The 22,949-nt window shown below is 45.5% G+C and carries 21 protein-coding genes; 5 read left to right on the top strand and 16 right to left on the bottom strand.

Features of this window, described 5'->3' with window-relative positions; genetic code table 11:
* The first annotated feature begins 44 nt into the window (after positions 1–44).
* The gene (locus RXX31_RS09830; protein ID WP_317589047.1) at positions 45–1,622 is read left to right on the top strand and encodes an alkaline phosphatase; all 1,578 of its coding nucleotides are present in this window, start codon (positions 45–47) and stop codon (positions 1,620–1,622) included.
* A gap of 217 nt (positions 1,623–1,839) precedes the next feature.
* Here the strand turns inward: RXX31_RS09830 and RXX31_RS09825 are convergent, their stop codons facing one another.
* Positions 1,840–3,519: a mechanosensitive ion channel domain-containing protein gene (locus tag RXX31_RS09825; protein ID WP_317589045.1), complete on the bottom strand. Its 1,680-nt coding sequence runs from the start codon at positions 3,517–3,519 to the stop codon at positions 1,840–1,842.
* Between the two features lie 315 nt (positions 3,520–3,834).
* Positions 3,835–4,275, bottom strand: a complete 441-nt coding sequence (locus tag RXX31_RS09820; RefSeq protein ID WP_237315018.1) for a YcgN family cysteine cluster protein — start codon at positions 4,273–4,275, stop codon at positions 3,835–3,837.
* Between the two features lie 186 nt (positions 4,276–4,461).
* On the opposite strand from RXX31_RS09820, the gene RXX31_RS09815 reads away from it, so the two are divergent.
* From RXX31_RS09815 to aqpZ, 3 genes are all read left to right on the top strand, one after another.
* Entirely contained in the window at positions 4,462–4,710 is a 249-nt protein-coding gene (locus RXX31_RS09815) for a GlsB/YeaQ/YmgE family stress response membrane protein (protein ID WP_317589043.1), read from the top strand.
* Positions 4,711–4,834: 124 nt separating this feature from the next.
* Positions 4,835–5,083: a YkgJ family cysteine cluster protein gene (locus RXX31_RS09810; protein ID WP_317589042.1), complete on the top strand. Its 249-nt coding sequence runs from the start codon at positions 4,835–4,837 to the stop codon at positions 5,081–5,083.
* Between the two features lie 178 nt (positions 5,084–5,261).
* Positions 5,262–5,960: an aquaporin Z gene (aqpZ, locus tag RXX31_RS09805; RefSeq protein WP_317589041.1), complete on the top strand. Its 699-nt coding sequence runs from the start codon at positions 5,262–5,264 to the stop codon at positions 5,958–5,960.
* Positions 5,961–6,039: 79 nt separating this feature from the next.
* Here aqpZ and recR read toward each other — a convergent pair whose 3' ends face one another.
* From recR to RXX31_RS09770, 7 genes are all read right to left on the bottom strand, one after another.
* Complete coding sequence (recR, locus tag RXX31_RS09800) at positions 6,040–6,639, bottom strand: recombination mediator RecR (protein ID WP_317589040.1); 600 nt, start codon at positions 6,637–6,639, stop codon at positions 6,040–6,042.
* A 30-nt stretch (positions 6,640–6,669) separates the two neighbouring features.
* Entirely contained in the window at positions 6,670–7,002 is a 333-nt protein-coding gene (locus tag RXX31_RS09795) for a YbaB/EbfC family nucleoid-associated protein (protein WP_317589039.1), read from the bottom strand.
* Between the two features lie 82 nt (positions 7,003–7,084).
* Positions 7,085–9,154: a DNA polymerase III subunit gamma/tau gene (gene dnaX, locus RXX31_RS09790; RefSeq protein WP_317589037.1), complete on the bottom strand. Its 2,070-nt coding sequence runs from the start codon at positions 9,152–9,154 to the stop codon at positions 7,085–7,087.
* Positions 9,155–9,162: 8 nt separating this feature from the next.
* Positions 9,163–9,708 (bottom strand): adenine phosphoribosyltransferase, encoded by a 546-nt coding sequence (gene apt, locus RXX31_RS09785; protein ID WP_317589036.1) that lies wholly within the window; start codon positions 9,706–9,708, stop codon positions 9,163–9,165.
* A gap of 162 nt (positions 9,709–9,870) precedes the next feature.
* Positions 9,871–10,257, bottom strand: coding sequence for a YbaN family protein (locus tag RXX31_RS09780; protein ID WP_317589034.1), 387 nt, complete (start codon positions 10,255–10,257; stop codon positions 9,871–9,873).
* Between the two features lie 35 nt (positions 10,258–10,292).
* Positions 10,293–10,421, bottom strand: a complete 129-nt coding sequence (locus tag RXX31_RS09775) for a hypothetical protein (protein WP_267135896.1) — start codon at positions 10,419–10,421, stop codon at positions 10,293–10,295.
* 229 nt (positions 10,422–10,650) lie between these two features.
* Positions 10,651–11,748 (bottom strand): response regulator, encoded by a 1,098-nt coding sequence (locus tag RXX31_RS09770; RefSeq protein ID WP_317589032.1) that lies wholly within the window; start codon positions 11,746–11,748, stop codon positions 10,651–10,653.
* Between the two features lie 297 nt (positions 11,749–12,045).
* On the opposite strand from RXX31_RS09770, the gene RXX31_RS09765 reads away from it, so the two are divergent.
* A complete protein-coding gene (locus RXX31_RS09765; RefSeq protein WP_317589031.1) occupies positions 12,046–12,921 on the top strand; it encodes a LysR family transcriptional regulator in 876 nt (291 codons plus the stop codon).
* Between the two features lie 74 nt (positions 12,922–12,995).
* On the opposite strand, the gene purF is transcribed toward RXX31_RS09765, so the two are convergent.
* The 7 genes from purF to RXX31_RS09730 all read right to left on the bottom strand — a co-directional run bounded on the left by purF (position 12,996) and on the right by RXX31_RS09730 (position 22,763).
* Entirely contained in the window at positions 12,996–14,510 is a 1,515-nt protein-coding gene (gene purF, locus RXX31_RS09760; protein ID WP_317589029.1) for an amidophosphoribosyltransferase, read from the bottom strand.
* Positions 14,511–14,546: 36 nt separating this feature from the next.
* On the bottom strand, positions 14,547–15,038 hold the full coding sequence (locus RXX31_RS09755; RefSeq protein WP_237315031.1) for a CvpA family protein: 492 nt from the start codon (positions 15,036–15,038) through the stop codon (positions 14,547–14,549).
* 61 nt (positions 15,039–15,099) lie between these two features.
* Positions 15,100–15,699 carry an SPOR domain-containing protein gene (locus RXX31_RS09750; protein ID WP_317589027.1) on the bottom strand — a complete coding sequence of 200 codons (600 nt, stop codon included), beginning with the start codon at positions 15,697–15,699 and terminating at the stop codon, positions 15,100–15,102.
* Between the two features lie 30 nt (positions 15,700–15,729).
* A complete protein-coding gene (gene folC, locus RXX31_RS09745; protein ID WP_317589026.1) occupies positions 15,730–16,989 on the bottom strand; it encodes a bifunctional tetrahydrofolate synthase/dihydrofolate synthase in 1,260 nt (419 codons plus the stop codon).
* Positions 16,990–17,034: 45 nt separating this feature from the next.
* The gene (accD, locus tag RXX31_RS09740) at positions 17,035–17,961 is read right to left on the bottom strand and encodes an acetyl-CoA carboxylase, carboxyltransferase subunit beta (protein WP_317589025.1); all 927 of its coding nucleotides are present in this window, start codon (positions 17,959–17,961) and stop codon (positions 17,035–17,037) included.
* Between the two features lie 195 nt (positions 17,962–18,156).
* Positions 18,157–18,951, bottom strand: coding sequence for a tRNA pseudouridine(38-40) synthase TruA (truA, locus tag RXX31_RS09735; protein ID WP_317589024.1), 795 nt, complete (start codon positions 18,949–18,951; stop codon positions 18,157–18,159).
* 125 nt (positions 18,952–19,076) lie between these two features.
* Positions 19,077–22,763: a FimV/HubP family polar landmark protein gene (locus tag RXX31_RS09730; protein WP_317589023.1), complete on the bottom strand. Its 3,687-nt coding sequence runs from the start codon at positions 22,761–22,763 to the stop codon at positions 19,077–19,079.
* Positions 22,764–22,949 lie beyond the last annotated feature (186 nt).

Raw genomic sequence — 22,949 nt, 5'->3', positions numbered from 1 at the left:
TGGTTGTTTTAATGCCAGCGCTTTTAATAGACAAGGAAAATACAATGAAGCGCTTAGCATATCCTGTAGTTACCGCTCTTGCTGCCTCGACACTCTCTTTTAACGCTCTTTCAGCAGAGATCAAAAACGTCATTTTGATGATTGGTGATGGTATGGGACCTCAGCAAGTAGGTCTTCTTGAAACTTACGCAAATCATGCGCCACACTCAATCTATAAAGGTGAAACCACTGCCCTTTACAAATTGGCACAAGAAGGTGTGATTGGTTCTTCTTTGACTAACCCTGAAGACGCAATTGTGGTCGACTCTGCTTGTTCTGCAACCATGCTAGCGACTGGGATGCCAACCGCTTCAGAAGTAATCGGCATCGATAGCCAAGGTAATCATGTTGAAACCATTCTGGAAAAAGCCAAAAGTATCGGTAAAGCAACCGGCTTGGTTTCTGATACCCGCATGACGCACGCGACACCAGCGGCGTTTGCTGCTCACCAACCTCACCGATCACTAGAAAACAATATTGCAGTCGATATGCTAGAAACAGACGTAGATGTTTTGCTTTCTGGCGGCCTTCGTCACTGGATTCCAGGTTCAGCGAATGATAAAGGCGACACTTATAATCAGCTTGAAAAGCTCACTCAAGGCAACGTTGCCCTTAAGTCTAAACGTAAAGACGAGCGTAACTTGCTGACTGAAGCTCAAGAACAAGGCTATAGCCTGGCATTTAGCCGCGATATGCTAGAGCAAGCGAAAGGTGACAAATTACTTGGTCTTTTTGCTAACTCAGGTATGGCCGATGGCATCGCCTACAGCCAAAGTAAAAACGATCCAAAGCGCACACAGCCTTCTCTTAAAGAGATGACAGTAAAAGCATTGGATGTTTTGTCCAAAGATAAAGACGGCTTCTTCTTAATGGTTGAAGGCGGTCAAATCGACTGGGCTGGACACAGTAACGATGCGGGAACCATGCTTCACGAAATGATTAAGTTTGATGAAGCCGTAAATTCTGTTTATGAGTGGGCGAAAGACCGCGATGACACATTGATCGTTGTGACGGCTGACCATGAAACTGGCTCTTTTGGTTTCAGCTATTCATCAGCGAATCTGCCAAAACCAGAGAAGCGCAGTGGCGAAGCGTTCAAAAACAGAGACTATGCACCTAACTTTAACTTCGGTGATTTCTCTATCCTTGATGGCTTGTACAACCAGAAGAAAAGCTACTACGGCATGATCAGCGAATTCCAAGCGCTTGATAAGAAAGAGCAAACACCAGAGAAATTTGCAGATGTAGTGAACGCAAATAGTGATTTTTCAATTACACCTGAGCAAGCTGAACGCGTATTGGCAAGCAAACCAAACCCATACCGACTTGCAGGGCATAAATATCTGGACTCTGAGTACGTGCCAACGATCAATGACTTTGACGCATTCTACCCTTACAACGACCGCACAAACTTACTTGCACGTGAACATGCAACGAAGCAAAACACAGTTTGGGGCACGGGTACACACACGCATACTCCGGTGAATGTATTCGCTTGGGGTCCTGCTGAGAAAATCCTACCGGTTTCAAAAATCATGCATCACTCTGAACTAGGCGAATTCCTAAAGCAGCAAATCAAATAATCACTTTGCACTTACTTTACCACTTTGTGGTTTTTCAGACGCTCTCCCACGAGAGCGTTTTTTTATGGATGAAAACTGAGGTACACCAACCCGTGCCGCTGATTGTTTTACAAGGCTTCGGCTAATCACCTTCAACTCAATACTTGAACCTCGCTTCCCGATAGAAACAAAAAAGCACTCAAAAGTGTGAGTGCTTTTCCAAATAGAGGGCGAGCAATTAAGCGTCTTTCTTTTCAACCATATGCAGATGTACATCCTGCTGAGGGAATGGAATAGAAATGCCTTCTCGGTCAAAGCGAAGCTTCACTTCTTTGGTGACATCCCAGTAAACGTCCCAATAATCATCCGTTTTTACCCAAGGGCGAACAATGAAGTCCACAGAAGAGGTATTAAGCGTATGCACTTTAACCATTGGCTCTGGCGTACGTAGTACCGATGGATGAGAGGTAATGATATCGGTCAGTACGGATTCCGCCTTAAGTAAATCATCAACGTAACCAATACCAAAAACCATATCCACACGACGAATACGCTCGTGCGTTACGTTTTTAATAACATCACCCCAAATTTTACTGTTCGGTACAATGATGATCTGGTTATCGAAGGTACGAATCGTGGTGTTAACTAAGCTCATATGACTTACTTTACCATCCACGCCACCTGCATAAACGAAGTCGCCAACATCAAACGGACGGTAGATTAACAGCATCATACCTGCAGCGAAGTTCGACAACGTATCCTGCAATGCAAAACCGATGATCACACCGGCAATACCGAAACCGGTAAGAATTGGCGCTAGGTTCAGGCCTATCTGAGACAAGCCAACCATAATACCAATCACCCATACGAACTTGCCGGACATCGAAACAAAGAAATCCTGCATCAAATGGGAGAGTTTTAAGTTTCGAGACGCCACCGCCTTACGCATCACTTTTCGGGTTATTTTTGCTAATGCACGAGCAATCACCAAAATTAATACGAAAATAAACAGCTGAAATAGGTGCTGTGGTGCATTTCCGGCTAACCAATCCACTGCAGAGTCTGACCAGTGACTGACGATAGACCACACAACTTTGCTATTCAGTAGATCATGAGTAATGCTACCGGTGACTTCGAAGATTTGACGCTTGTACTCAGAGGTTTCGATGCCAATCTTGTCCCCAATTGATATCAAGTTGCGCAGGCTTTCCGTTGCAATATCCAACCTTTCCTTGACGATCATTTGGGTCACTTGCTGCGCCGCTTTTTCCGACTCAGGACTAGAAGAAAGTTGCCCACCGATGATTTCACTTTGCTGACTCAGGTACTGCACGGATGCCGATAACAAACGGATACGCTTATCTACCTGTTCTTTAAACTCTGTCTCAGCACGCTTGTTTTGTTCATCCAGTTGCTCTAACCAAACTAAGTTTTGCCGTCTCGCCTCAAAAATCACATCTAGGTAGTGCTGTATTTCACGATAGTCATTCACTATCGATAACTTTTCCTCATCCTTAGCCGCATTCAGTTGCTCTGTCACAGACTTAGTTTTTGAGGCCAGAAAGTCCGTCGCATCGTCAACGTACTTTTCTTGTGTTTTGACTAATTGAACCAGTTTGTCGTGCGGGATAGATTCTTTTTCAATCGCGGTCGCTAACTGAGCACGTAGTTGTTGGTTTTTTTGAAACAGCTGTAACTGAAGTGCATCACGCTCATCACCATTTTGCTGGTTTAAACTCTGGGTTAAATCGATGATATCGATATTCAAGTTATCAATGGATGCTTCAGCCGCTGATACGGCAGGCTCTTCTTGTTTCTCAGCCGCGTTAACAAACACAGGACTCATCATAACGATGAAAAGAGAAAGTAACGCAACCCAAGGTGTCAGGCGATTTTTCAGCGGAAAACTAAACGTCATTTTTACCTCGTAAAAAACTGGATTCGATCAGAGACGAAAGCAGGCGAGAACATCACCTTTGTTTATTTTACATCACGCATTGATAAGTACGCGTCAAAAGAGAGGGTTAGATGTAAAAGTGAGGTCAGGCACACACCAAAAGTGTGTAAATGATCTTAGATGAGTATCTTGACCCTCACTTTAATAGCAGCCCAGGCATATCATTAATGCCATTAGTCACCACAAAATGGCGATAATGTGGCGACAGATTTTACGAACATGTACGTGTACATTTAAGGAGTAGCAGTTTTCATACCCTTGAAAACCCTTTATCACCTAGGCTCTGTGGGGATGGTTTAAAATATGGTCTTCCCAGTCGACAACATCGATTTCGTACACCACTTTATTACGTACACTTTCACCTGCTGCGTGCATCGCTGACTTTGATCCAGTGATAAGTGGGTGCCATTCTGGTAACGATTGACCTTCAGCTAAAAGACGATACGCGCAAGTATGTGGTAACCAAGTAAAATCATCGATGTCTTCACGGGTTAGCTTTGTACATTCTTCACCAGACGTGAAGCGATTTGGATAATCTTTGCATGAGCAAGTTTTGCTGTTTAACCAGCTGCATGCCACGTTAGTGTAATAAATTTCATCAGAATCTTCATCCATGAGCTTGTGAAGGCAGCATTTACCACAGCCATCACACAGAGATTCCCACTCCTCTTCGGTCATCTGCTCTAACGTTTTACTTTGCCAAAATGGAGTGCTCATAGTTTCGGTCTCACCAAAGGAATTAGGGGGCGATTTATACCTGTCTCACCACAAAAGTTCAAGTATTCAGCAATTATCCTGTTAGCGAATTTACCCGTTAACGACAATAAGCGATTTTTTGGTGGAATGCTCTATTCTTAAACCTGTGTAAGTTGGTTTAAATATTGATAAGAGGGAGAATCACTTATGGGCATCATATCTTGGATAATCTTAGGTTTGATCGCAGGAGCATTAGCAAAGTGGTTAATGCCCGGTAATGACGGTGGTGGGTGGATTGCCACTATGTTCCTGGGAATCGCCGGGGCCTTTGTGGGTGGTTTCTTAGGGAGCTTTTTGGGTCATGGCGGCGCAACAGGCATCAACGTAGGCAGTATCATTACCGCCACTTTGGGCGCATTCGTCATCTTGTTTGTCTATAACCGCTTCCTAAAGTGAGCATTTCAACAAGCTGAAAGAGTACAAGGGCTTTAGATATACTTGTACTTTTTATTCGCTTCCCCCTTCCAATCCACGCCAAAATGACCATAATTGCCTGCTCAATTTTTAAGAGGTTTACATTATGGATTGTCGCTTAGGCTGTGGCGCGTGTTGTATCGCCCCAAGTATCTCTTCACCGATTCCTGGCATGCCAAATGGTAAGCCGGCAGGGGTTCGCTGTGTACAACTGAACGATGACAATCTGTGTAAACTATTTGGTCAGCCTGAGCGCCCAAAAGTGTGTCATGAATTCAAACCATGCCCAGTCGTCTGTGGAAAGACTAATCAAGAAGCACTGGCAAATATTACTGAATTAGAACAGTTAACATAGCGCTTTTCTTCTCTGTCATCCCACAGCTTTACTACTCACTCTTTGCTCCTTCAGTGTCATCTCTGAGACTCTTTCCCACATACCATGACTGTTCTTACCTTTTCGTGTTTTTCCTCACACTTTATTGACAGTTCTCAACTATGTTCAGCAAGTTATAGAATAAAAAATAGGAAATTGCATGAATAAGTATTTGGCTGAGGCTTTTGGTACGTTCTGGTTGGTGCTAGGTGGTTGTGGCAGTGCGGTATTAGCCGCCGGGTTTCCCGAAGTGGGCATCGGGCTGTTAGGTGTGGCACTGGCATTTGGTTTAACGGTTCTTACCATGGCTTTTGCTATTGGCCATATTTCTGGCTGCCACCTAAACCCTGCCGTAACAATTGGCCTTTGGGCAGGAGGCCGTTTTGACACCAAAGACATTTTGCCTTACATCATCGCTCAGGTTATCGGCGGTTTAATTGCGGGTGGGACTCTTTATGTAATTGCATCCGGTCAAATGGGCTTCGACATTGTTGCCTCTGGATTTGCATCGAACGGTTATGGCGAACACTCACCAGGACAGTACTCTATGTTGGCCGCTTTAGTGACAGAGATTGTCATGACCATGATGTTCTTGATTGTCATTATGGGCGCAACGGACAAACGTGCACCTGAAGGGTTTGGGCCTATCGCTATTGGTCTGTGCTTAACACTTATTCATTTAATCAGCATCCCCGTCACCAACACTTCTGTCAATCCTGCACGCAGTACTGGCGTGGCTATTTATGTCGGTGATTGGGCCATATCCCAGCTTTGGCTGTTCTGGATCGCCCCGATTATTGGCGGCGTTTTAGGTGCGGTTATCTATAAAAACCTACTGGCTTCAGATTTAGACAACTAGCCCTCCTACGCTCATCGGTAAAACCAAAGATTAATCGATGAACAACAAGAAAAAAGCCGCTGAATCCAGCGGCTTTCCATTATAACTTGTGTCGACCTAAGAGTGAGTGTGACAAGGTGGTGCCATCAACAAGTTCAAGCTCACCGCCCACAGGAACACCATGTGCGATTCGGCTTGCGGCAACTTGGTGCTCTCGACATAGTTCTGCGATGTAATGTGCCGTTGCTTCCCCTTCTACCGTTGGGTTGGTAGCAAGAATGACTTCCGCAATATCACCTCGGCGAAGGCGATAATCGAGCACGTCCAAGCCAATATCACTTGGACCGATACCATCAAGCGGAGATAAATGCCCCATCAAAACAAAGTATCGTCCGGAGTATTGTCCTGTCGCCTCTACGGCTGCAATGTCTGCCGGGCTTTCCACTACACAGATCTGACCGTTTTCCTGCCTTTTAGGATTGGTACAAATATGGCAGGTGTCTTCTTCAGTAAAAGTGCGGCACTCTGAGCAATGGCCAATTTCCGTCATTGCCTGACTAAGAGCATCGGCGAGCTGTAAGCCGCCTTTTCTATCTCGCTGTAACAAATGAAAGGCCATACGCTGCGCCGACTTGGGGCCAACCCCAGGTAGACAACGTAAGGCCTCCATCAACTGTTCCAGCATATGACTGGTACGCATTGAAAATCCGCTTAATTAAATTTCAGCCGATTAGAATGGCATTTTCATACCTGGTGGTAGTTGCATACCGCCAGTTACAGAAGCCATTTTCTCTTTTTGAGTTTCTTCAACGCGACGAGCCGCATCGTTGAATGCAGCCGCAATCAAGTCTTCCAGCATTTCTTTGTCGTCTTCCATCAAGCTTTCATCGATGTCAACACGACGTACACTGTGACTACCAGTGATTGTCACTTTAACTAGACCAGCACCAGACTCGCCAGTTACTTCCATATTCGCAATTTCTTCTTGAAGCTTTTGCATTTGCTCTTGCATTTGCTGGGCTTGCTTCATTAGGTTGCCCATACCGCCTTTACCACCAAACATGTTTATCTCTCTGGTTTAATTGGGTGTTGGATCAGTTAATGGGGTTATGACTTAACGTTTTCAACCCCATTCCGTTCAATTATTAGATAGGACGCACGCTATCTTTCACAAGCTCTGCAGCAAATCGACGTTCAATAAAATGAACGTTTGGATCGTTTTCCAGGCTGTTCAAAGCTTGTTGCAATTTTTCTTGATAGAGTCGATCTCTCAGCTCTAATGGTGTCTCACCAGCATCGCTAATCTCAACCGTTAAGTGGCAATCTTCACCTAAAAGTGTACTTAAGGCTTTGAGTAATTCACCTTGTGCTCTATCTGTATTTAAGTGTGCCTGAGCACTTCTTAGCTGCAAAGAAACGGTCGAACCTTCTTTACTATAATGTGAGTTTAGCGCAAGTTGCTCCACCAGCTTAGGCATATTCATTTGGCTGATCAGTTTTGCCCACTCATTGAGTTCAAGAGACTCATCGACCAGTTTTTGCGCCATTTCAGGTGTTTTCTCGTGCTCAAGGGCTTGTTTAAGCTGCGTAGGTGTCAGTTTGGTATTAACTTTTGTCTCAGTAGGTTTACTTGGACGCCAGCGATACGCTTCTTCAACAACTTGCTCTTCCTCTTGGAGCGTTGAGCTTGGCGACACCTGCGCGGAATTGCCGTGTCGTTGTGCTACACGATCAAGTACCGACTCTGGTTTAGCAGATGCCGCTTTAGGCTTTTTTGGACCACCACTCTGTTGCGGAGCATTTTGTTGTAATCCCTGACGCTGAGAGCGGAGTTGATGACGCAAACCACTTAACCCACCACGAGGAGGTGTTGCTGGAGCACGCTCTGAGGCTTGTTGAGGCGGTTCCTGATTCTGAGGCGCGTCTTGTATCGGAGCCTGGTTGTTGACCGCAGGCTGGCTAACTGGCTGAGTAACCGGTTGATTTGATGACTCTGGCGACGGTCTTGACTGCGGTGGTTGAGCCGAAGTCTGCGGAGTTGCAGCTGTCTGTGCTTGTTGCGGACTCACGTTCGGTGTAGACGTAGTCTGTGGTTGCGTTGCCGTAGAAACAACATTTGCACTGTTACTAACTGACGGACGAAATGCCATCATGCGCAGTACGATCATTTCCATGCCAACGCGGCCGTTTGGCGACAACGAGAGGTCTTCACGACCTTTTATTGCAACCTGGTAGTAAAGCTGCACATCTTGTGGACTGAGCGCTTTACTTAATAATTCGATTTTCTCTGCATCAGGCTGAGCTTGGTCTAACGTCGATGGCAACGCCTGATACATGGCAATTCGGTGTAATTGAGCAGCCAATTGTTGCAATAAGCCGTCCCACTCTACGCCATTTGACGCCAGTTGCTGGATTTTTTCTATCGCTTGCTGTGGCTGTTTGCTACTTATCGACTCAAGTAAGTGGATGGCCTGATCAGTATCGATCGTGCCGAGCATGTGGCTAACGATGCCTGATTCTACTGCCCCATTACCTAGAGCAATCGCTTGATCAGTCAGGCTCAGCGCATCACGCATACTGCCATCGGCCGCATGAGAGATCATACCCAACGCTTTCGGTTCTGCTGAGACCTGCTCTTGCTCAAGGATGTAATCTAGCTGCTGGTGAATCTCATCGACACTGATCGGTTTTAAGTGGAACTGCAGACAACGAGACAAAATCGTCACAGGTAGCTTTTGCGGATCTGTGGTCGCCAGTAAGAACTTGACGTATTCCGGCGGCTCTTCCAATGTTTTCAACAGCGCATTGAAAGAGTGACGTGACAGCATGTGTACCTCATCGATGAGATACACCTTAAAGCGCCCGCGAGCTGGTTTATACTGAACGTTGTCTAACAGTTCTCGAGTGTCTTCAACTTTAGTACGTGAAGCCGCATCGATTTCTAGCAGGTCAACAAATCGACCCTCATCAATTTCGCGGCAAGTATCGCACTGACCACAAGGTGTTGCGGTAATTCCGGTTTCACAGTTCAGCCCTTTGGCGAACAAACGGCCGATACTCGTCTTACCAACACCACGAGTACCACTAAACAAATACGCATGATGGAGGCGATTTTGCGCTAACGCATTCTCCAATGCCGTAAGAACATGTTTTTGTCCCACGACTTGGTCAAACTTATTAGGACGCCATTTTCGCGCTAAAGCTAAATAACTCATTGAATGTATTAATGTCCTTCGAAATCGCAGATGCTGTACACATTTAGACCTAAGGCTTCTAAACGCTTGTCACCACCGATTTCAGGTAGATTGATAACGAATGCAGCATGCTCAACTTCCCCACCTAGCTGGCGAATCAGTTTCGTTGTTGCTTCGATAGTACCGCCAGTGGCTAGCAAATCGTCGACAACAAGTACTTTGTCACCTTCTACGATCGCATCAGTATGGATTTCTAATGTATCCATTCCGTACTCTAACTCATAGGACTGAGCAATCGTTGGACGTGGCAGTTTGCCTGGCTTACGCACTGGAACAAAACCAACACCTAGCTCAAGCGCTAATGGTGCACCAAATAGGAAGCCTCGCGCTTCTGTTCCCACAACTTTTGTGAATCCCATCGCTTTGTAACGGTCAACCAATAAACCTATCGTCGCCTGATACGCTTTCGCGTCTTCTAACAGGCTGGTTACGTCGCGGAAAAGGATGCCAGGCTTTGGGTAATCTTGGATGCTTTTGATGCTAGATTTGATCAGTGAAATTGTTTCTGTAGTCATAATACCGATTTACTTAGATTGGCTCATCACCCTCTCGCTATCTCAGTATCACGAGGGCAACGAACAATAGGTTTTCATCACTATGTGCTTATTTTCGTAAAGTCACAGGCGCTGAAAATACAAACGCCCACTCGAAGAGCGGGCACACTATTCCCTACAATCTTAGTGATTTTCTTCTCGGTCAGCAACCAACTCAATCACAGGTAGACGCATAAACCAGCTAAGTAAAACGATTGCCATTACTAAAAGTACAATTTTCACCCAAACAACAGGAACAACGACGATCGAAATGGTAAAACTGAGTGCAATAAAAATCGCGCCACGCTGTTTTACTTTGGGCTCGACGGCTTTATTTTGATTCCAGTTATACAGAATAGGACCAAAAGTTTTGTGATGATGCAACCAATGATGGAATGTTGGGCTACCTCGCATAAAACACGCGCTGGCAAGCAAGATAAACGGAGTAGTTGGTAAGAGAGGAAGGGCAATCCCGGCGATGCCGAGCAAAATGCAGAGCCCACCAACGGTATTGAAAAAGTAACGTTTCATACGATGGTGGACTCCAGAATACGATAGCTAATTCATTAGCCCGCGTAACCGTTAAGCACGCGCAACCATGTTAGCGTTGCAGGTAATGTTGGGATCATAAGTACTGCAACGAAACCTAAAAAGTAAAAAATATTATAAGGCTCTTTAAACTCTTTGTCTGCCATGATGCTTCTTCTCACTATTTGACTTTGCTTCTCCCATGCCGCAACGTTAAGCGCACGTTACACAAATGGGTCATTATTGTTTAGGCGCTGACTATACCTTAAGCAGTCAATGATAAACACAAGCAAAAAGTAAGGTTATTCCCCCTCAACTTGTTTTATTTGATCTAAGCCCGCAGAAAAAAAGCAGCTTTTTCAGCTGCTTTTTATTGATAGGCTGCGATTTAATTTATCAACTGTGACGAGTAATGTTCAGGCTAAAACTTGAAGAGCCGAGACACCCTATGGACAATTGTCCGGTTGTGCTTAAGGGTAAGTCGCGAGTAATGAAGTTTTTCAAACTGCCATCCCCTAGGCTATTTCCAGCCGCGATATGCTGGTTAGAAACACCATTTGACCATTGACTATCTAAACCTGCCGGCAAGATGGAAACGGTTGACGAAGCCAGGTCCGCAATACCAAACACAGCATTAATCGGCCCAGCACATTCAGAGCATTCAATTCCTTTCTCAAGAATACCTGCGATGTCTTTAAGGTCTGCACTAAAACTCTTTAAGTTACGTAAGTAATCATCAAATAGAGCCCTAATGAGTAATGTTGTCCCGACTCCACATTTGTCCTGAGAAGCGGAATCAACCAAGTAGAAAGCAAACTGCCCATTCATCAGCCATCGATAGTCAAACACTAACGGCATGACGTCCGTTGATTGAAGTAAACGGTACGAGCATCGCCAGTCTCCCTGAGACGCGTCTTTATCCGGTAATAACGCATGGAGCAAATCTCTTGCCGCATTCGGGTTTTGTTGCAAGTATTCTAAATGCCAGTGAAGCTCTTGTTCATCTGGTATTTCTCCACCATCATCGACCCTGAACCACTGACTTGAAAAATCACGTTGTTCAGAAAAATGGCTGTCACAATCTTCAAGCGTATTATCGATTGCTTGAGATAAGTGCTTATAGTTACCTATCGGTTTGGGAAGAAAGTCTTTTATACCAAAACGCAGTGCTTTTGCGACGTCTGACATTTCATCAGTACCAGACACAACAATCAGCGGCAACGATGGATATTCCATGCTGACTTCTTCGACAAATTCTACACCATCTAACAACGGCATAGACAAATCACATAAGACAAGATCGGGTTGGCGTTCCCTAAGTTGTTGAAGTGCGTCTAAGCCATTTTCGGCTTCTACTACCTCAAAACCCTGACTTTCTAAATAGGCATTGGTTACGTTACGAAATATGGCGTCATCATCCACTAACATAATGAGTTTATGATGAACCGCTTCCTGTGCCGAGACCATTGCCGTTTGACTGTGAGCCTTAAACATACCTTTACACCTCACATAGGTCAGTCAAAAACAAGTTTTTGTTAAATCATTATTATTATTGAGCTTTTATCGAGGTTCTCCCTGCTATCTAAAGGCTTGGGAAGCCTCACCTCGTTATAAAACGTAGTCTGAAAAAGGCGTTTATACAAATATTCGTCGCTTAAACGTTGCTATATCAATGTTTGCTCATAGAGGCCCACTGTGGTCAAATAGTGCAACATGTTGACTTAAAGCAATCTTTAATAACAAAGTTAATTATAAATTAGCGTTAATTAGTAACTTAATGTGTCTGGAAATATGAAATTAGATGATTTAAACCTATTTCGATTGGTTGTCGAAAATGGGAGCTATACAGCAACTTCACGGAAAACGATGATTCCGGTTGCAACCATCACCCGACGCATTCAAGCGCTAGAAGACTCCGTCAATCTTCGATTACTGAACCGTCATGCACGTAAACTTTCGCTTACCGAAGCTGGAGAACGTTTTTACAAAGAGTGCTCACCACTACTACAAAGCCTGACATCTACCGCCGAGGAAATTACTGACGACTGTCGTGGCGCATCCGGGCGAATCAAAATATCAGCACCGTACAATCTGACAAAACGTATGATGATGCCGATGTTTAATGGCTTTATGAAGCAGTACCCTGATATCAATATTGAGCTAACGACAGAGAATAATGCGGATAAACTGGATCCGACGGAATGGGACGTCATCTTCCGTGTCGGCCCACAACGTGATTCAAGCTTGATTGCTCGCAAGGTTGGCGAGGTTAAAGATATCTTAGTAGCCAGTCCCGACTACCTGAAGGCAAACCCGGCTCCAGAACACGCTGAGGAGCTTTCTAAGCACTCTTTGCTAAAAGGCTACCCGTTAATCAAGTGGACACTAAATAATAGTAAAGGCGAGTCTGTGGTTAACGTAGAGCGTGGTCGCTTTCAGGCCAATGCACTAAATGTGGTTCGTAGCTCCTGCTCTGAAGGACTAGGAATTACCTTGATGCCGAATGTCATGGTCAAAGAGTACATTGAGCGTGGCGATTTGACTCGCGTGTTGCCAGACTGGAGTGCTAACCCTCGCGACATTTATATGCTTTACAACCATAAAGACCATTTACCAGAAAAGGTGCGTCTGTTCATTGACTACGTGATCGCTTATAACATTCATTGATTATGATTGTTCCCCGCTAGAAACAAAAAAACCAGAACTTAAGTTCTGGTTTTTTTAGTTCAACGCAATGTGAATTAAGCGCCTTCGTTATGAAGCTCTAGGTTGGCTAAATCCTGCTGAATCTCACGTTGAACTTTTGCATCATCATTACGCAGGCCATCAAGGAAATCCAGATACTGCTGATCGATGTCACCTGTGACATACTCACCGTTAAATACGGATGTATCAAACTGAGTAATATCTTGGTTACCGAGGCCAACAGCTTCAACCAAATCTTCCAGCTTTTGGTAGATCAATGCGTCTGCGCCAATCTGCTTACAGATAGTCTCGTTGTCACGACCGTGCGCAATTAACTCGGTCGCGCTTGGCATGTCGATGCCGTAAACATTCGGGAAACGAACCTCTGGAGCCGCTGAAACCATGTATACACGCTTCGCACCAGAATCACGAGCCATCTCAATGATCTGCTCTGATGTGGTACCGCGAACAATAGAGTCATCAACCAAAAGTACATTTTTGTCTTTAAACTCAGAACGAATCGCATTCAGTTTACGACGCACAGACTTCTTACGCTGTTGTTGACCCGGCATGATGAAGGTACGGCCAACATAGCGGTTTTTCACGAAACCTTGACGGTATGGCTTCTCAATCGCTTGTGCAATTTGCAGGGCAATATCGCAAGAAGTTTCAGGAATTGGAATAACAACGTCGATATCCAGATCAGCGTAATCTTCACTGATACGTTCACCTAGCTTTTTACCCATTTCAACACGAGCGCTGTAAACAGAAATTTTGTCAATGAATGAATCTGGACGAGCGAAGTAAACAAACTCAAAAATGCATGGGTTTAACTTCGGATTATCTGCACACTGCTTAGTGTACAGCTCGCCGTCAAATGTCGCGTAAACGGCTTCACCTGGCGCAACATCACGCATAAAGTCAAAACCTACCGCATCCAGAGCAACGGATTCAGACGCTACCATGTATTCAGTACGACCATTTTCTTCACGTTTACCCAGACAAAGAGGGCGAATACCATTCGGGTCACGGAAGGCAATCATACCGTGACCAATGATCATTGCTGTTACGGCGTATGCGCCGCGAATCGTACGATGAACGTTGGTAACCGCGCGGAATACGTCTTCTGTCGTCACATTACCTTTAACAGAATCGATCTCGTGAGCAAGCACGTTCAGCAACACTTCTGAATCAGAGGTGGTGTTGATGTGGCGGCGGTCTTTTTCAAACAGCTTTTGGCGAACTTCGTTAGCGTTGGTTAAGTTACCGTTGTGGGCAAGTGTAATACCGAAAGGAGAGTTTACGTAGAAAGGCTGAGCTTCTGAAGCACTTGAACTACCAGCAGTCGGGTAACGAACGTGGCCGATACCTACTTCACCTTGCAAGCGCTGCATATGTTTTGCTTCGAACACATCCTTGACTAAACCGTTCGCCTTACGCAGACGAAAACGATTGCTTTCTATGGTACAAATACCCGCTGCATCTTGGCCACGATGCTGTAACACCGTTAACGCGTCATAAATAGACTGGTTTACAGGGGTTGTGCCCACGATTCCAACAATACCACACATGTCCTAATCCTCGATTTGCGACAGTAGCTGGCACTACTAGATAGTGCCAGAAAGAAAACTTGACGTTGCTTGTAAATGCTCGAAGAAGGGAGCGATCACACGTTTGAACTCAGGAACTAACTGTGACGCTTTCCACCAATCCGAACTTGGGAATGCGGTAAACGCATCCATAAAAAACAGCACCGCGGAAACAATCAATACTCCGCGTAAACCACCAAAGACCATACCAAGAATTCGGTCGGTACCTGATAGACCTGTTTTTTGTACCAGTTGGCCAATGACGTAATTCACCACTGCACCAACGATTAATGTAGCGACAAATAGTGCCGCTATCGCCGCGCCGTTGCGGAACATGTCGTCTTCGATATTGGAGAAATAAACCGCCAATTTGGTGTAGTAGTTACTGGAGATAAAAAACGCTCCAAACCAAATCACCAAAGACAACGCTTCTTTAGCAAAGCCACGAACTAAACTGATCAAAGCTGAAAACCCGATCACCCCTAAAATGACAAAATCTAACCAATTCATATTTTCTTCATCTTAAGTTGGCGCGCATTTTAACAGAAAAAATGCTGACGCAAACGTTTTCTTATGGATTTAACGGCTTAAATTTAAGCAATTGACCTTTTGAGCCAGTAATTTTTTGTAATTCCTGAACTTGTCGTTCAAGTTTACTTTTTGACACATCTGGGCCAACAATGACACGCGTAAATTCATTTTCTTGTTTTGTGTGAGCTTGATAACCACGCTTCTGTAAATCGGCTACTAACGCCACTGCATTGTCATGATTCTTCAGCGCCATCAATTGAATGATCCATGCAGAATCTTCATATTGATTTTTCTCCACAACCGGACGAGGAGCCACTTCAACTTGCTCGGGCTGTTTCGCTTCCTCTGGCTCAGCCACTGGTTCAGGAACCGGCTCCTGGCTGGAAACGGCAATCTGAGGCTCTTGTGACTCCTGCACTACAGCCTCTACGGGAGAGTCAGGTAATGCAATATCATCTTCGACTGGCTCGAGTATTTCGAAGTTCTCCACATCACTATCAAGCTCAGGTTTGATAGGAATGCTGGCAAATTCTTCTTTGTAGTGAAGTTTTTTACCATCTAGTACATCTGGAAGTACGATCACTCCCACTGCAACCAGAATGATAGTGCCGACTAAACGACTCTGAAATTTACTTGCCATCAAATTACCTTTGCTGCTTGTTATCTTTGCTTAATTACTTGCTTGCCAATGCTCCAACACCTCACCCACGGTATGGAAAGAGCCAACCACCAAGATCACATCTTCTTGTTGCGCGTTGGCTTTCGCACTTTCAAACGCTTCTACTGGTGTCTGGAACTGAATCTGCCCCTGAGGTAAGTATTGACACAATTCCTCTGCAGTTGCAGCACGAGGGCCAGTCAGCGATCCTGGGTACCATTGAGTGGCGATAGGTGTCAGTGCCTCAATCGTGGCCTTGATATCCTTATCGTGCAGCATGGCAACCACAACATGGATGTTCTTACCCGCATACTGATGCTTCACTTTTTCTACTAAGTATTCAGCAGAGTGTGGGTTGTGAGCAACATCAAGTACAATCTCGGGCTGACTGTGCAACACCTGCATTCGACCTGCGAGTCGAGCATTATTCAAGCCATTGACGAGGTTTATGTCAGTGATTTGCAATTCTGAAGCACCAAGGGCCATCAGCGCGGTTGCCGCGTTTGGCAAAGGCAACGACGGAACAGGTAAGTCTTCAAGGTCAAATGCGCCACTTGTCCACTTCCAACCTTTCTCGGTCAGTTGATAATCGAACTGGATACCAACCTGGAAAAATTCTGCACCGATATCATCCGCATGCGCGGCCACGGTGGCAGGTGGTAAAGGCTGGCCACAAATGGCAGGCTTACCTGAGCGGTAGATACCCGCTTTTTCGAATCCAATCACATTGATGTCATCACCAAGCCAATCAACATGATCAACGGCCAAACTAGTGATAACAGAGACATCGTGATCAACAACGTTGGTTGCATCCAAACGGCCGCCTAAACCAACTTCCAGCAGGACTACATCCACCTTTTCGGTTTGGAAAATACGCAAGGCGGCAAGCGTTCCGAATTCGAACAGGCTTAATGTGATGTCACCGCGCTGCTTTTCTACGTAATCAAACGCTTGGCAATGCTTCGCATCTTCCACGTCTATGCCGTTAATGCGTACACGCTCGTTATAACGAATCAGGTGAGGTGAGCTGTAAACACCGACTGAGTAACCAGCGTCTAATAGAATCGCTTCCATTAACGCACATGTTGAGCCTTTACCGTTGGTTCCGGCAACAGTGATTACTGTCGGGGCAGGTTTAGTGAGGTTGGCTTTATTTGCGACCGCTTGAACACGGTCTAAACCAAGGTCGATTGCTGAGGAGTGAATATTTGTTAAATAATCAAGCCACATCTCTAGAGAGGATGTGGCTTGAGGAATTGGGTTTTGGGTCATCTAACTTTAACCATTAATTTCTTTGGCTTTATGTTAGTTGTTACTTTACCCTTTTTCGTCCGCTTCTGGTACAGAATATGACTCTTCATTTGGAGATTCGTTAACCGAAACCACCAAAGGAGACTTGTGGTTAGTCATCTTAGCGATAAGACCACCCACACGCTGACGCATTTCACGACGATCAACAATCATATCGATAGCACCGTGGTCAAGCAGGAACTCGCTGCGCTGGAAGCCTTCTGGAAGATCTTCACGTACCGTTTGCTCAATTACGCGACGACCCGCGAAACCAATCAACGCTTTAGGCTCACCAATGTTGATGTCGCCCAACATTGCCAAACTTGCTGATACACCACCCATTGTTGGGTCAGTCAGTATCGAGAAGAACGGTAGACCTTTCTCAGAAAGACGCTCAAGTGCTGCACTGGTTTTTGCCATTTGCATCAGAGACATCAACGCCTCTTGCATACGCGCGCCACCACTTGCTGAGAAACAAACTAATGCACAGTTGTTCTCGATTGCTGCTTCGACCGCTTTCACAAATCGCGCACCAACCACCGAACCCATTGAACCACCCATGAATGAGAATTCAAATGCACAAGCGACCAGAGGAATGCCCAGCAGTTCACCCTGCATGACAACCAATGCGTCTTTCTCACCACTGCTCTTTTGAGCAGCTGAAATACGCTCTTTGTAGCGCTTAGAGTCTTTAAACTTCAGCTTGTCTTGAGGCTCAAGCTCTGTACCCAGTTCAACACGGTTACCTTCATCCAGGAATGTTTCCAAACGACGACGCGCTTTCATACGCATGTGATGGTTACACTTAGGACATACTTCTAAGTTACGCTCTAGTTCAGCATGGTAAAGAACCTGCTCACAAGAGGTACATTTCGTCCACACGCCTTCTGGGATAGACGCTTTACGTGAACTTACAAGACTGCTTTTTTCTAAAATCTTTTCAAGCCAACTCATGGAAGACCTTTTCTCTCAACTCTTCCGCTTCATTGCGAAAGATAGTAATTCGAAATAACACCGACGGATTAAACCATATCTTGCCGCTACTGTAGATAAAAAACTGGTTGTACCTATTTTTGTTATCATAAATAGCGCATAGTTTCCGTACACATTCAGTGTAAACTACCGATATTTTGAAGCAAGTTTGTAAAATTAGTTCAAATTATCTGGCAGAAATAACGGGCCGATCGGCACACGAGGTAAATCAAATTCTTGTGGGTAATCCACATCGACCAAATATAGGCCTTCTGCTTTTGCAGTCGCCCCCGCAAGTTTGCGATCTTTTGCTTCTAACAACCACTTAATCCACTCTGGGCTTTCTTCACCACGTCCAACCTTTATCAGACTACCAGTGATATTACGCACCATATGATGAACAAACGCGTTTGCTTTGATATCAATGACGACATAATCACCATGACGAGTTACGTTCAAGTGCATCATGTTGCGAAACGGACTGAGAGACTGACAGTGAGCAGCTCGAAATGATGAAAAGTCATTTTCTCCCAACAGATACTGTCCTGCTTGATGCATTTTTTGCTCATCCAGATCACCATGATAGTGACTGACACCCGAACTTAAGATCCCCGGACGTAGCGCGTGATTGAAAATAATGTAGCGGTACCGGCGCGCTGTTGCTGAGAATCGGGCATGGAAGTCGTCTGATACTTCCTTTGCCCAGCGGACAGCGATATCACTTGGCATGTTTGCGTTCGCGCCCATGGTCCAAGCTACCATTTTTCGGTTTACGTTGGTATCAAAGTGAACAACTTGTCCCGTGCCGTGCACGCCTGCATCAGTACGACCCGCGCATTGAACTTCTACAGGGTGGTTTGCAACGATGGACAAGGCTTTTTCTAGCTCTTCCTGGACGCTTTTTACGTCTCTCTGGCGTTGCCAACCAAAGTAGTTTGTACCGTTATACTCGATACCTAATGCGATTCTCATCTTAACCTTCGAACTCTAAAATGGGGCGGGAAGTATATACCCAAGTAACGTCTGGTTGCCAGTTTCAGCAAGAATGACTTGGCTTGCAGAGACAAAAAGGGCAGCTCGCGCCACCCTGATTTGATTTATCGACCATTGATGGTGTCGATGAGGCTCTTCGCTTCACGGCGAACATCATCTTCACCAAATACTATCGCCTCTTCCAGCAATTTGATCGCCCCTTTCGGATCGTTCATTTCCAGGTAAATCTTGGCCAAATCCAGTTTTCCTGCACCTTCAGAATCGGAATCAACATCCCCATCAGTGATATCGCCAATGACATCCGGAAACTCGTTCAGACCCACATCCAGATTCAGGTCCTCTTCCTCAAACTCTCCACTTTCACCATCGACTTGCGCCATCAATTCATCAATCGTCATGAATTGATTTTTCTTGGGGTCAAAATCGTCCAGGGTTGTCTGCTGTTCCCAGTTTTCTTCGGCTATTGCGGGTTGGCTGAGTGCCTCTTTTGAATCCCAGATGTCACGCTGGTCCTCTGGTACGTCCTCAACGCGAGATTCGGTGTGCTCAGTCGGCTTTTTAAAGCCTTCCCAATCATCACCCACATCAAACATGGCTTCGAAGTCCATGCCTGCACTATCTATCGCGTCACGATCTAACTGGCCCTCAAACGCCTCAGATTCGCCCTCTTCAGATAAAAGGCTTTCCATATCAGACTCAGCTAAACCAGTCATGTCTGGCTCTTGAATGGCTTGAGTCGGTTCTGGCTCTTGAATGGCTTGAGTCGGTTCTGGCTCTGCATCAAAGCCGCTCTGTTGAGCAAACAGTTCAAACAACGCATCATGATCGTTGTCTGATTTAAGAGTCATTTTAGCGCTGGTTGACGGCTCTGCATCCAATTCAGTGCTGTCGGATGTAGAAGACAATGCATCTTCTTCAGTAAATTCAGGAAGTTCTGAATCATCGAAGCTGACTGTGTCTTCTTCGGGATCTGGCTCAACGACTTCATTTTCAGTCTGGCCCCACTCCGGTTCTTCGGCCATTGATGCCAACGCGTCTTCTTCGCTGAATTCCGGAAGCTCGAGCTCATCATAGACAAACTCGTCTTCATCACTTTCATCACAAGTTGCTGTAACCGATTCTTGTTCCTGCTTGATCTCAGGCTCTGGGGTAACGTCATCCAGTAACCAGTCTTCTTCCTGCGGCACTCCAAATTCATTTTCAACAGTATTTGGTGTTGGCGTAAATTCAGGTTCTTCTTTCTCTTCTTCAGAAGCTGGCGATGCCTCGACAACCGGCTCCTCAAGAACTTCCTCTGGAGCGACCTCTTCACCTTGCTCTGACGGTTCTGTCTGATCTATAGATTCGGCGTTAACTGATTTTTCTTGCTCATCAGACAGGGAATCTACATCTGAAGACGCTTCTTTATCGCCCTCTTCTGCTGAATTGATGTCGTCGTGACTTGATGCAAACAATTCATCCAATTCACGCATCAGAGGATCGTATTCGAGAGAGATATCTTCAATATCTTCTGGCAATTCTTCGCTAACAGGTGCGTCACTCTGTTGCTCTGCAGAGTCTTGAGTCTCTGACTCTTGCATCAGATCCGGCTGATGTTCATTAAGAAGTGCATCAATATCTAAGTCCGACTCCAGCTCAATATCAGACTCGCGAGATTGTTCCGGTTCGGATTGCGTAGGTTGATTTGATAACGGCTCTTCCTGAGCACTTTCTGATGGCGAATCATCTAAGTCATCAAAACCCAGCGATGCGAGTAAATCATCCTCTTCTTGCTGGTTTAGCTCACTTTCCGGTGCTTCATCGGCACCAATTAATTCATCAAAAGGATCGAGTTCATCAGCGGCTTCATCTTCTAACTCAAGATTAACGTCATCGTCGAGCAACTCGTCGAGTAAGTCGACACTGTCCGCATCCAACTCTTCGAATTCCTCATCACCAAAGCCTGACAATGATTCCAGCTCGTTAAGTGGATCAAACTCATCCTCTGACTCTTCATCATCAAAATCGATAAGTTCATCCAACAAGTCCGTGCTGTTTTCATCGATATCGGTACTGCTATCAGACAAATCAAAAGTACTGTCGTCTGCTTCTTCGGCCTTTGTCTCGCTCTCCTGCTCATCGGACTCAAGAAGTGACTCCGCAGCTAGATCAGGCGATTGCGCTTCAGACTGCTCATATTGTGCCAGTAGATTATCAACTTCATCATCAGACGCTTCACCAACAGTAAAATCATTTTCAGAAACGGCGGATGAATCAGCGCCTAGGTCAAGATCATCGCTGTCAAGTTCAGCGAACAGCTCGTCTAGTGTCGCCTGATCGATTTGTGCGCTGCCAGTTTTATCGTCTGACGTCGTGTCGGCTAATCGTTCGGCGAAGGCATCTTCTCTTTCAAGCTCTTCATTCTCATCATCAGCGAGGTCAAAATCGGGCTCATCCAGTACTTCGAGATCAGGTGACGCTTCGTCTAGCGCGCGCTCCATTTCCTCAAGTCCAAGTGCTTTTTCTTCGCCATTGACTTTTATTCCGCTTGACGATGAATCAAACTCATCAAACCCGACATCAAGGTCACCATTGTCACCAATTCCAGCAAATGGATCTTCGCCGTCGTCGCCTTCTAAATTAAAATCCAGATCTTCATCTTCGAGGCCAGCAAATACATCGTGTTCTGATTCAGAGCCACGCTCTTTGTCAGAAATAATGTCGCTCTCATCTTCAGCAAAGAGATCATCATCCAGGTTCAACTCTTCTTCGAGTTCATCTGCTGCGGCTAAACCAATTGGCGCTGCCAGTGGATCGACGCTTGGTGACGGTGTCTGAGCAGCGGGCTCTTGTTGTTCTTTGTTTCGGCGTCCAAGTAACATGACCACCAAGAAGGCAAGGAGCGCACCCGGAATAAGAGCCGCCAGCCCGACAAGCCATCCATTAGATAAAAAGTTATCTAATGCGGTTGGCTGCATGCGTTGTTGTTCATCAACACGCTGACGCTCCTCTGCCAACAGTCTCTCTACTTCGGAACGAATACGCTCTTCATCGTTGAGTTCACTTTTCAACGTCTCTACTTCGCTTTGTACTTCTGACAGCATCAGACGTAAACGATGATTTTTCTCTTCCAGCGATGTAAGGTCACTCTGAGAACCTTGCAGTTTGCTCTTTAGCTCAGTGACCTGCTGCTCACCTTGTGGTGACGTTTTTACAGGTGGAACGGGGGTCGCTGGTTCAATGCTTTTAACCTGTTTGACTTCCTCAGGTGTAGCCACTTTGGGTTGAGGAGCAACCGGTTCTTGATTGACTTTCGGTGTTGGTGGTTGCTCCACGCGCTGAACCGACGCAGGCTGGCTGACTGGCTTGGCCTGCTTAAGCTTCTCCTCATGCGCCTTCATGATAGCAACAGCTTGTTCTGTGCTCGCACTTTGGACTTGTTCCAAAGAAGGAAGACGAAGACGGCTTCCCGGGATCAGTTCGTGGATATTTTGATTTTCAAATGCCTGGGGATTGAGTCGGTAAATAGCAAGTAACGTTTGTTGAACAGTCACATTGCGAGAAGGCCGTACTTGAGACGCAATCGACCATAAGGTTTGATTTTCTCCTGTTGGCCCAATAAAACGAGAAGGCTGAGAATTTGCAGGAGGAGCGGGTAATGCTCGTTCAATCTCTTCAGCATAGCTAGGAGACGATTGCACTTCACCTGAAGGTCCAACAAGACGAATTCCTTCGGCTTGAACCACTGACGATGTCTGAGTCGCACTTATTAACACTAAGGTGGTTAACAAACGCTTATAAATTTGGCGCATAGAAGGCTCAGTTTTGTGCTTGATACAATTTGAAATGGTGATCAGTTAAATATATCGGATATATCAAGCAAAACTATAGCCTTAGGCGTAAAAATGTGTGACATTAGCCATATTCGTACTAATCTCACACAATTACGCGCGGATAGAACAAAAAAAGCCCCGCATGAAGCGAGGCCCTGGTTTCAA

It is taken from the genome of Vibrio sp. EA2 (assembly GCF_033042495.1).
Lineage (GTDB): Bacteria > Pseudomonadota > Gammaproteobacteria > Enterobacterales > Vibrionaceae > Vibrio.
This window is presented reverse-complemented; position numbering and strand designations above follow the sequence as displayed.

Bases quoted from the DNA above. Each gene is read 5' to 3' on its own strand.
- RXX31_RS09830 (WP_317589047.1), top strand. From the start codon at position 45: ATGAAGCGCTTAGCATATCCTGTAGTTACCGCTCTTGCTGCCTCGACA.
- RXX31_RS09825 (WP_317589045.1), bottom strand. From the start codon at position 3,519: ATGACGTTTAGTTTTCCGCTGAAAAATCGCCTGACACCTTGGGTTGCG.
- RXX31_RS09820 (WP_237315018.1), bottom strand. From the start codon at position 4,275: ATGAGCACTCCATTTTGGCAAAGTAAAACGTTAGAGCAGATGACCGAA.
- RXX31_RS09815 (WP_317589043.1), top strand. From the start codon at position 4,462: ATGGGCATCATATCTTGGATAATCTTAGGTTTGATCGCAGGAGCATTA.
- RXX31_RS09810 (WP_317589042.1), top strand. From the start codon at position 4,835: ATGGATTGTCGCTTAGGCTGTGGCGCGTGTTGTATCGCCCCAAGTATC.
- aqpZ (WP_317589041.1), top strand. From the start codon at position 5,262: ATGAATAAGTATTTGGCTGAGGCTTTTGGTACGTTCTGGTTGGTGCTA.
- recR (WP_317589040.1), bottom strand. From the start codon at position 6,639: ATGCGTACCAGTCATATGCTGGAACAGTTGATGGAGGCCTTACGTTGT.
- RXX31_RS09795 (WP_317589039.1), bottom strand. From the start codon at position 7,002: ATGTTTGGTGGTAAAGGCGGTATGGGCAACCTAATGAAGCAAGCCCAG.
- dnaX (WP_317589037.1), bottom strand. From the start codon at position 9,154: ATGAGTTATTTAGCTTTAGCGCGAAAATGGCGTCCTAATAAGTTTGAC.
- apt (WP_317589036.1), bottom strand. From the start codon at position 9,708: ATGACTACAGAAACAATTTCACTGATCAAATCTAGCATCAAAAGCATC.
- RXX31_RS09780 (WP_317589034.1), bottom strand. From the start codon at position 10,257: ATGAAACGTTACTTTTTCAATACCGTTGGTGGGCTCTGCATTTTGCTC.
- RXX31_RS09775 (WP_267135896.1), bottom strand. From the start codon at position 10,421: ATGGCAGACAAAGAGTTTAAAGAGCCTTATAATATTTTTTACTTTTTA.
- RXX31_RS09770 (WP_317589032.1), bottom strand. From the start codon at position 11,748: ATGTTTAAGGCTCACAGTCAAACGGCAATGGTCTCGGCACAGGAAGCG.
- RXX31_RS09765 (WP_317589031.1), top strand. From the start codon at position 12,046: ATGAAATTAGATGATTTAAACCTATTTCGATTGGTTGTCGAAAATGGG.
- purF (WP_317589029.1), bottom strand. From the start codon at position 14,510: ATGTGTGGTATTGTTGGAATCGTGGGCACAACCCCTGTAAACCAGTCT.
- RXX31_RS09755 (WP_237315031.1), bottom strand. From the start codon at position 15,038: ATGAATTGGTTAGATTTTGTCATTTTAGGGGTGATCGGGTTTTCAGCT.
- RXX31_RS09750 (WP_317589027.1), bottom strand. From the start codon at position 15,699: ATGGCAAGTAAATTTCAGAGTCGTTTAGTCGGCACTATCATTCTGGTT.
- folC (WP_317589026.1), bottom strand. From the start codon at position 16,989: ATGACCCAAAACCCAATTCCTCAAGCCACATCCTCTCTAGAGATGTGG.
- accD (WP_317589025.1), bottom strand. From the start codon at position 17,961: ATGAGTTGGCTTGAAAAGATTTTAGAAAAAAGCAGTCTTGTAAGTTCA.
- truA (WP_317589024.1), bottom strand. From the start codon at position 18,951: ATGAGAATCGCATTAGGTATCGAGTATAACGGTACAAACTACTTTGGT.
- RXX31_RS09730 (WP_317589023.1), bottom strand. From the start codon at position 22,763: ATGCGCCAAATTTATAAGCGTTTGTTAACCACCTTAGTGTTAATAAGT.